This window comes from Variovorax sp. YR752 (assembly GCF_943372545.1).
The window spans coordinates 1-7,133 of the sequence record NZ_CALRZC010000321.1 but is presented as its reverse complement, the minus strand read 5'-3'; the positions used below and the strand labels follow the sequence as shown (position 1 = coordinate 7,133).

At 68.1% G+C, this 7,133-nt stretch carries 5 protein-coding genes and 1 riboswitch; of the genes, 2 read left to right on the top strand and 3 right to left on the bottom strand.

All coding sequences use genetic code 11. From position 1 onward, the window contains the following. Together AAG801_RS38790 and AAG801_RS38785 are read right to left on the bottom strand one after the other, a co-directional pair. Window positions 1–1,474: TonB-dependent receptor (locus AAG801_RS38790; protein WP_341893215.1), on the bottom strand; the 1,474-nt coding region annotated here is incomplete at its 3' end. A 289-nt stretch (window positions 1,475–1,763) separates the two neighbouring features. After that, window positions 1,764–2,048, bottom strand: a riboswitch (cobalamin riboswitch). An 80-nt stretch (window positions 2,049–2,128) separates the two neighbouring features. Then, entirely contained in the window at window positions 2,129–2,350 is a 222-nt protein-coding gene (locus AAG801_RS38785) for a hypothetical protein (protein WP_341893214.1), read from the bottom strand. Between the two features lie 149 nt (window positions 2,351–2,499). Here AAG801_RS38785 and AAG801_RS38780 point away from each other — a divergent pair, with 149 nt between their 5' ends. Further along, the gene (locus AAG801_RS38780) at window positions 2,500–2,907 is read left to right on the top strand and encodes a hypothetical protein (protein ID WP_341893213.1); all 408 of its coding nucleotides are present in this window, start codon (window positions 2,500–2,502) and stop codon (window positions 2,905–2,907) included. A 16-nt stretch (window positions 2,908–2,923) separates the two neighbouring features. On the opposite strand, the gene ybaL is transcribed toward AAG801_RS38780, so the two are convergent. Continuing rightward, a complete protein-coding gene (gene ybaL / locus AAG801_RS38775; RefSeq protein WP_341893212.1) occupies window positions 2,924–4,627 on the bottom strand; it encodes a YbaL family putative K(+) efflux transporter in 1,704 nt (567 codons plus the stop codon). Between the two features lie 181 nt (window positions 4,628–4,808). On the opposite strand from ybaL, the gene katG reads away from it, so the two are divergent. Continuing rightward, the gene (gene katG, locus AAG801_RS38770; RefSeq protein ID WP_341893211.1) at window positions 4,809–7,067 is read left to right on the top strand and encodes a catalase/peroxidase HPI; all 2,259 of its coding nucleotides are present in this window, start codon (window positions 4,809–4,811) and stop codon (window positions 7,065–7,067) included. Window positions 7,068–7,133 lie beyond the last annotated feature (66 nt).

Here is a 7,133-nt window from a genome sequence, read left to right as displayed (position 1 = left end):
GGCCCTCGGCCAGCTGGCGCTTGTAGCCCACCTCGACCTGCTTGCCGACGCTGAGCTCGAACGGCACCTGCGTGGCCGACGTGCTGATGAGCCCGGTGAGCGGATCGGCCGCGCGCGCCACCTGCGCATAGAACGACTGCGCGGCGTCGGGCGCATAGACCACGCCGAGGCGACCGGTGGCGTACTCGAAGGTCTTGTCCAGGCGCGGGGCGCGGTTCTGCGGGTCGGTGCGCACGATCTTCGCGTGGTCCCAGCGCAGGCTGCCGACCACCGACCATTGCTCGTTGAAGGCCAGCTTGTCTTCGGCGAAGAAGGCGTAGGTGCTCGTCTTCGTCTTGTAGCGCGGCAGGTAGGCCGTGGGCGAAACGTAATAGCCGGGGTTGAAGACAAAGGCGTCGACCACCGAGCGCCCGCCGTAGGGCGTGTCGCTCGAATTCAGGAAGTCGATGCGGTTCACATCGAAGCCCACCAGCACCTGGTTCTTCAGGCCGAACAGCGCGTGCTTGAAGGTGGCGTCGGTGCGGTTGCCGATCTGCTCCTGGTCGTGTCCGATCTCCAGGTAGTCGCCGCGCGTCACGCGGTTGGTGGTGGCACTGTAGGTGTAGGTTTCGCTGTCGCGCCAGTGGCGCTTGCTGTCCAGGCGGTAGAGCTGATTGCGCACGGTGACGGCGTCGGTGGGCGTCCACTGCGCATCGAGGCGGGTCCAGCGGTCGCGGTACTTGACCTCGGCGTCGTCGAGGTTGTAGTTCTGTTCGCGGTTCAGGCTGCTCACGCGGCCGTTGATGAGCGGCACGCCGAAATAGCGCTGCGGCGTCTGGCGACCCTCGTCGTGCGAGAGCGTGAACTGCAGCTGCGGCGACACGTCGAGCCGCACCGCGCCGCCCACGGCCAGGCTCTCGGCCTCGCCGCGCAGCATGAAGCCGTCGGTCCTGCGGTGGCTGATGTCGAAGCGGTACGACAGCATGTCGTTGATCGCCCCGCCGCTGCCGAAGGCGACCTGGCGCGTGGCGTCGGAACCCACGGTCACGAGCGCTTCGTTGCGAATCGGGCCGCGCGTGGGTTTCTTGGGCACCACGTTGATCGCGCCGCCGATGGCGCCCTCGCCGAACATCACCGACGCGGCGCCGCGCAGCACCTCGATGCGGTCGGTCGACCAGGTATCGAACGGGAAGGTGACGGTGCCCGCGCCCACGTACAGGCGCGTGCCGTCGTACAGCTGCATCACCGAGCCGTGGCCGTTGAAGCCACGCGCCGACAGCGACGAGCCGCCGTTGCCCGGCGCGGGCGAGCCCGTGATGCCGGTGGCGCGGCTCGCGGCCTCGACCACCGACACGTCGCCGCGTGCGCGGATGGTGTCGCCGGTGAGCACCTCGATGCTGGCCGGCGTTTCGAGCGGCGTGAGGCCCAGACGGCTGCCGGTCTGCGTGGGCTCGTCCAGGGCCAGCGGCGTGTGGCGGCTGGCTTCGATCTGCACGGGCGCGAGGACGGGGCGGCCCGCCGTGTCACCCGACTGGGCGAGGGCTGGGCCGCATGCGAGGCCGAGCCCCAATGAAATGCCTGAAAGACCCGAGAGGCTTGCCCGTTGCAGGGGCAGGCCCGGGCGATCGCGCAAGGGCAGCGATGCCTGATTCATCCGATTTCTCCTCCGGCCTGCGTCCCCGCAGGCTCCTGACCGATCGAGGACGAAGAGGGAGAAGAGGCTGAGGGCGGTGCCGTTTCGCGCGAGGGAAAAGCGGCAGGCCCGGACACGCACTCCCGCAGCGTCCGAAGGCGGTTGCGAAGGCCGGTATCCGGGCTCGCGGAGTGCGTCGAAAGGTGCATGCACCTCGACGCCGAACCCCTCGCCTTCCCACGCCGAAGCGCAGTGGCTGCCCATGCAAGAAAGCGCATGAGCCTGAGGGTGTCGATATCCGCTGACCGTTGCGGGGGCAGCGCAGGAATGGAAGCGTCGATCTGGAAAAAATCGACGCCTCGCACCTGCTTCCCGTTTAACCCCGCCGCCAATCCTGTGACTGGTCGTGCAGGGCACCTTCGAACCGTGGGGTGTTGGACGACACCGGTGTGAACCAATGTTTCCAACCGCCGGGATTATAGGGAGCGCCCTGCGGCGGCGCCCTCATGGGCCCCGTCAGACGGGCTTGCCGTCGGGCCCGAAGAGCCGCCGCAGCACCGCCACGCCGGCCACCAGTGCGTTCGAATAGGTGGCGTAGGGCTCGTGGGCGGCTTCGAGCGGCACGTACACATGGGTGGAGTCGCCGGGCGAGCCATCGACGGCCTCCATCAGCACCCAGTAGAACTCCCCTTCTTCCAGTTCGTGGACGGTGAGTGCGATGTCTCTCGGCGAAGTCATGACGGTCAGAAATGAAACAAGGAATGAACCTGCCTTCGAACGGGCAGGAGGCCGGCGCGGTTGTCAGTACTAGGGCTTCTCCTACAGTGCATGTACGCCGCGCGGCCTAATGTTAGGGGTGGGGAGCTGCATCAGAACAAGGAGTCAGCATGAAACATTTCACGCTTGAACCCAACATGCGCGCCAGTTTCGGCGGCGCGTTCTATCCGACCGGTTACTCGCTGGTGATGTTTCCGAGCGTCGAAGACGCCAGCCGCATCGGCCACGGGCTGATCGAGAAAGGCATCGTGAGCGGCGACGAGGTCTACCTGATACCGCCCGAAACCGTCCTGGCGGAAATCGCGCCGACCGTGCATGCCTCGCACAGCCCGCTGCCCTCCGCCGGCACCGACGGCGCCACGGTGCGCGCCTTCATCGAGCTGGCCAAGGAAGGCCACACGGGCCTGTTGATCCGCACCAAGGACGGCGCCACCGCCGAGCGCGTGATGGAACTGGTGCGTACCGTGCCCTACTCGATCGCCGAGCGCTATCGCACGCTGGTGATCGAAGACCTGTAGATCCGCCAGCCAGCCCTCAGACGGGCACCGCCATCGCGGCGGCGCGCTGCACCACATCGCGGGCCATGGCCTGGGCGAGTTCCTGCTCGCCCAGGAACACCTTCGCATCGGTTTCGTCGGCCAGCAAACGCGCTTCCTGCTCGTTGTGGCTGCGCACCACGGTCTGGATGGTCGGGTTCAGCGTGCGGGCGGTTTCGATCATCTGGCGCACGTTCATGGCGTCGGGCGTGGCCACCACGAGCACGCGGGCGCGCGCCACGTGCGCCTGGATCAGCACCGCCGGGTCGGCCGCGTCGCCCCACACGGCGGGAATGCCGGCCTCGCGCAGCTTCTCGACCAGCTCGCGGTTCTGCTCGGCCACCACGTAAGGGATGTCGTGCGTTTCGAGTTCGGCGGCGATGCGCCGGCCCACCCGGCCGTAGCCGACCAGCACGACCTGGCGCGACAGGTACCTGGCCTCGGTGGTCATCGGCAGTTCGGCCAGCGGGTCGCTGCGCATGTCGAGCTCGCGCGCAAATTTCGAATGCGCGTGCAGCCATTTCTGCAGCGGCGCAATGAGGCTGAACCACAGCGGGTTGGTGGCGATGGAGATCAGCGCACCGGCCAGCACCAGGCTCTGCCCTTCCACCGGCAGCAGGCCGAGCATCACGCCCAGCCCGGCCAGGATGAACGAGAACTCGCCGATCTGCGCCAGGCTCGCGCTCACCGTGAGCGCCGTGGCCAGCGGGTAGCGGAACACCAGCACCAGCGCGCAGGCTGCGAGCGACTTGCCCAGCACGATCACGAGCACCACCGCCAGCACCTGCAGCGGGCGGTCCACCAGCACCGACGGGTCGAACAGCATGCCGACCGACACGAAGAACAGCACGGCGAACGCGTCGCGCAGCGGCAGCGACTCCTGCGCCGCGCGGTGGCTGAACTGCGACTCGCGCATCACCATGCCGGCAAAGAAGGCGCCCAGCGCGAACGACACGCCGAACAGCGCCGCCGAGGCAAAGGCGATGCTCACGGCCGCCGCCACCACGCACAGCGTGAACAGCTCGCGCGAACCGGTGCCCGCGACCTGCCAGAGAATCCACGGGAACACGCGCCGCCCGACCACGAGCATCAGCGCCACGAAGCCGCCGACCTGCAGCAGCGTGAGGCCCAGCGTCTGCCAGACCGGCGCGCCGTTGCTGTCGGCGTTGGTGCCGCCCAGCGCGCCCGCCAGCGGAGGCAACAGCACGAGCACCAGCACCATCGCGAGGTCTTCGACCACCAGCCAGCCGATGGCGATGCGGCCGGTGAAAGAATCGAGGATGCCCAGGCTCTCGAGCGCGCGCAGCAGCACCACTGTGCTCGCCACCGATAGCGCCAGCCCGAACACCAGCGCCGCGCCCCAGCTCCAGCCCCACCACACGGCCAAGCCGCCGCCAAGCAGCGTGGCGACCACGATCTGCGCGATGGCGCCGGGCAGCGCGATCTTGCGCACCGCGAGCAAGTCGGCCAGCGAAAAATGCAGGCCCACGCCGAACATCAGCAGCATCACGCCGATCTCGGCCAGCTGCGCGGCAATGCCCGCGTCGGCCACGAAGCCCGGTGTGAACGGGCCGATGATCACGCCCGCCAAGAGGTACCCCACCAAGGCTGGCAATCGCAGCCGCGCCGCGAGAAAGCCGAACACCAGCGCCAACCCCAGGCCGGCGGCAATCGTATTGATGAGTGAGACGCTGTGGGGCATCGGTCCATTTTGCAGGAACGACCCCCAACCTTTGAAGCCCGCAGGCTTCTGCGGGCCCGCGTCTACACCCCTACGAAGGCGGTGCGAACTATCGTTGGCATAAAGCACTTCTATTCGCATAGACACCTTTCTCATTGAGAATTTGAGCGGTCCCCCGTCCCCCCACAACAGGAGCCTCCCCATGAGCAACGAGAAGACAGAAGCGAAGTGCCCGTTCAGCCAGACCACCGGCGCCGGCACCACGAACCGCGACTGGTGGCCCGAGCAGCTGCGCCTGGACCTGCTGCATCAGCACTCCTCCAAATCCGATCCCCTGGGCGCCGGTTTCGACTACGCCAAGGCCTTCCAGAGCCTGGACCTCGCCGCGGTGAAGAAAGACCTCGCGGCGCTGATGACCGATTCGCAAGACTGGTGGCCGGCCGACTTCGGCCACTACGGCCCACTCTTCATTCGCATGGCCTGGCACAGCGCCGGCACCTACCGCATCGGTGACGGCCGTGGCGGCGCCGGTCGCGGCCAGCAGCGCTTTGCGCCGCTCAACAGCTGGCCCGACAACGTGAGCCTGGACAAGGCCCGCCGCCTGCTCTGGCCGATCAAGCAGAAGTACGGCCAGAAGATCTCCTGGGCCGACCTGTTGATCCTCACCGGCAACGTCGCGCTCGAAACCATGGGCTTCAAGACCTTCGGCTTCGGCGGTGGCCGCCCCGACGTGTGGGAACCCGACCAGGACGTGTACTGGGGCCGCGAGAAGACCTGGCTCGGCGGCGACGTGCGCTACGCGCAGGGCTCGCCCGGCGTCGAGAAAGACCGCGGCGTGCTCGTGAAGGACGACGACAGCAAGGTGCCGCACACCCGCGACCTCGAGAACCCGCTGGCCGCCGTGCAGATGGGCCTGATCTACGTGAACCCCGAAGGTCCGGACGGCAACCCCGACCCGATCGCCGCGGCACGCGACATCCGCGACACCTTCGGCCGCATGGCCATGGACGATGAAGAAACCGTGGCGCTCATCGCCGGCGGCCACACCTTCGGCAAGACCCACGGCGCGGCACCGGCCTCGCACGTCGGCCCCGAGGCCGAGGCCGCCGGCCTCGAAGACCAGGGCTTCGGCTGGAAGAACAGCTTCGGCACCGGCAAGGGCGGCGACACCATCACCAGCGGCCTCGAAGTGACGTGGACCACCACGCCCACGAAGTGGAGCAACAACTTCCTGGAGAACCTGTTCGGCTTCGAATGGGAGTTGACCAAGAGCCCCGCCGGCGCACACCAGTGGGTGGCCAAGGGCGGCGCCGGTGCCGGCACCATTCCTGATGCGCACGACGGTTCCAAGCGCCATGCACCGACCATGCTCACGACCGACCTGTCGCTGCGCCTGGACCCGGCCTACGAAAAAATTTCGCGCCGCTTCCTGGCCAACCCCGACCAGCTCGCCGACGCCTTCGCGCGCGCCTGGTTCAAGCTCACGCACCGCGACATGGGCCCGCGTGCCCGCTACCTCGGGCCCGAGGTGCCGACTGAAGCGCTGATCTGGCAAGACCCGATCCCGTCCGTCGACCATCCGCTGGTCGATGCGGCAGACGTCGCCGCGCTGACGAAGAAGGTGCTGGCCTCGGGCCTCACGCCCGCGCAGCTGGTGTCGACGGCGTGGGCCTCGGCCTCCACCTTCCGCGGCTCCGACATGCGCGGCGGTGCGAACGGTGCCCGCGTGCGGCTGGCGCCCCAGAAGGACTGGGCCGTCAACCAGCCCGCGCAGCTGGCCCAGGTGCTGAAGGTGCTCGAAGGCATCCGCAGCGAGTTCAACGCGGCGCAGACCGGCGGCAAGCAGATCTCGCTGGCCGACCTGATCGTGCTGGCCGGCGGTGCGGGCGTGGAACAGGCCGCGCGCAACGGCGGCCGTGAAGTGAAGGTGCCCTTCTCGCCCGGCCGCGCCGACGCCTCGCAGGAACAGACCGATGTGCCCTCGTTCGAGCCGCTGGAGCCGTTCGCCGACGGCTTCCGCAACTACCTGAAGGGCCGCTACAGCGTGTCCGGCGAAGCGCTGCTGGTCGATAAGGCGCAGCTGCTCACGCTCACGGCCCCCGAGATGACCGTGCTGGTCGGCGGCCTGCGCGTGCTCGACACCAACGTCGGCCAGACCCGTCACGGCGTCTTCACGAAGACGCCCGGCACGCTGAGCAACGACTACTTCGTCAACCTGCTCGACATGGGCACGGAGTGGAAGGCGGTGTCGGACGCCAAGGAAGAGTACGAAGGCCGCGACCGCAAGACCGGCGCCGTCAAGTGGACCGGCACGCGCGTCGACCTCGTGTTCGGCTCCAACGCGCAACTGCGCGCCATCGCCGAGGTCTACGGCGGCTCGGACGGCCAGCAGAAGTTCGTCGATGACTTCGTGGCCGCCTGGACCAAGGTGATGAACCTGGACCGGTTCGACCTGGCCTAAGGCCATTAAGACGGGCGCCCTCGGGCGCTTTCACGGCGGTCGGGGGCCTTGGCTCCCGACCGCCGT

Excerpts from the sequence above, each read along its gene's own strand:
- AAG801_RS38785 (WP_341893214.1), bottom strand. The coding sequence starts at position 2,350 with ATGACTTCGCCGAGAGACATCGCACTCACCGTCCACGAACTGGAAGAA.
- AAG801_RS38780 (WP_341893213.1), top strand. The coding sequence starts at position 2,500 with ATGAAACATTTCACGCTTGAACCCAACATGCGCGCCAGTTTCGGCGGC.
- ybaL (WP_341893212.1), bottom strand. The coding sequence starts at position 4,627 with ATGCCCCACAGCGTCTCACTCATCAATACGATTGCCGCCGGCCTGGGG.
- katG (WP_341893211.1), top strand. The coding sequence starts at position 4,809 with ATGAGCAACGAGAAGACAGAAGCGAAGTGCCCGTTCAGCCAGACCACC.